This window comes from Longimicrobiaceae bacterium, assembly GCA_035936415.1.
Classification (GTDB): Bacteria; Gemmatimonadota; Gemmatimonadetes; order Longimicrobiales; family Longimicrobiaceae; genus JAFAYN01.
On record DASYWD010000462.1, the window covers coordinates 1 to 2,052 of the forward strand.

Genomic DNA, 2,052 nt, shown 5'->3' on the forward strand with positions numbered 1-2,052 from the left:
CCCCAGCAGCTCGGCCACCGGGACGCCCTCCCCGTCCATGAGCACCACCTCGCCCGCGAGCCCGTCGCGCCCCTCGCGGCGGGCGGTCCCGCGGCACCACAGCCGCCCTGCGGGGCGGCGATGCACCCGCAGCGTGCCCACGGCGGTGGGAACGGCGGCGCGACCCTCCGGGTCCGGCGGGACGGCGACGCCCACGAGCTGCATGCAGGCGTCGAGGAGCCCCGGCGGCACGGCGAGGGACGGCGCGGCGCCCTCGGGCCGCTCCATCGCGGAGAGTGCCTCGCCGTCGCGCCGCCAGAAGTGGCGGCTCCAGCGGAATCCGGGGCCCAGGTGCACCTCGCGCTCCTCCGCGGCCCGGTAGAAGGCCTCGCCCTCCTGCTCCCCGGTGCAGCGGGCGCGCACGGCATCGACCCCCTCGACCTGCTCGGGCTCGCCCGGCGCGGCGGGGGCGACGAAGCCGGTGGCGTGCAGCGTCCACTCGCCCTCACCGGCGCGGGCGTACACCTCGAAGCGCCGCCGCCCGTCCCCCTCCGCGGGCGAGAGGACGAGCTGTACGTGCCGCGTCTCGCCCTCCTCCAGCACGATGGGCTGGTGGAAGGCCACCTCGCGCAGCTCCACGGCGTCGCCGCCGAGCACGTCGGCCGCGGCTGCGGCGGCCATCGCCAGGTACTGCGCGCCGGAGACGACCACGGCGCCGTAGATGCGGTGGTCGGCCAGGTGCGGCTGCGCGTCCGTGCTCAGCTCCGTCTGCCAGACGAGCGCGCCGTTCAGCCCCGGCGACTCGATCCGCTCGCCGAGCAGTCCGCCACCGCGACGCGGGCCCACGGCGGCGCGCGGGCGGGGCGCCTCCATCCAGTAGGGCCTGCGCTGAAAGGGATAGGTCGGCAGCTCCACCCTGCGCCGCCGGCCCAGCACCGCCTCCCAGTCCACCCCCACGCCCGCCGTCCACACCGAGGCGACCGCCGAGGCGAACGTCTCGCGCTCGCCCCTGCCCTTGCGCAGCGACGGCGCCCAGGCGCCCTCCCCCTCCGGGGCGATGCGCCGGCCCATCCCCAGCAGCGTCGCGGACGGGCCGACCTCCACGAAGACGCGCACCCCCAGCTCCCAGAGCGACTGCACCGTGTCCGCGAAGCGCACCGCCTCCCTCGTGTGCCGCCTCCAGTAGTCCGCGCTGCGCAGCTCCTCTCCCTTGGCGAGCCGGCCCGTCACGTTGCTGAGGATGCCCAGCGTCGGCTCGCGGTACTCGACCGCGGAGGCGACGCGCTCGAACTCCTCCAGCATGGGCTCCAGCAGGGGCGAGTGGAACGCGTGCGAGACCACCAGCCGCCGGTGCTCCACTCCCTCGGCGGAGAGGAGTGAGACGATCTCCTCCACCGCCTCCGCCTCTCCGGAGATCACCGTCTCCGTGGGCCCGTTCACCGCCGCGACGGACACCCGGCCGGACCGCGGCTCCACCAGCGCACGCACCCGCGCCTCTTCCGTGAAGAGGGCGGCCATGGCCCCGCCCTCCGGCAGCGCCTCCATCAGCCGCCCCCGCGCGGCGATCAGCCGCAGTGCGTCTTCCAGCCCGAGCACGCCGGCCACGCAGGCGGCCACGTATTCACCCACGCTGTGGCCCGCCACGAACGCGGGCTCGACGCCGCGGCTCTTCCAGAGCTGCACCAGGGCGTACTCGAGGGCGAAGAGCGCCGGCTGCGTGTACGCCGTCCGGTCCAGCGGGGAATCCTCTCCCTCGGCCGGATACAGCACCGAGAGGAGGGGCCGCTCCAGCTCGCCGCGCAGGATCTCGTCACACCGGTCGAGTGCATCCCGGAAGACGGGCTCGCTCTCGTACAGCTCGCGCCCCATGCCGACGTACTGCGCACCCTGCCCCGTGAACAGGAACGCCACCTTCGGCCTCGTCGCCGGCGCGTGCCCCCGGTAGAGGCCCACCGGGTCGCCCCCGGCGCCGTGCTCGGCCAGGCGCGCCCGCAGCTCCTCCGCATCCGAGCCGACCAGCGCCAGCCGGTGCGCGAAGTGGCTGCGCCCGGTCGCCGCGGTGAAGCACACGTC

1 protein-coding gene is annotated in these 2,052 nt (G+C 75.7%); it reads right to left on the reverse strand.

Annotated features, from left to right (window positions below; all coding sequences use genetic code 11):
* Positions 1-2,052: acyltransferase domain-containing protein (locus VGR37_18615; protein ID HEV2149423.1), on the reverse strand; the 2,052-nt coding region annotated here is incomplete at both ends.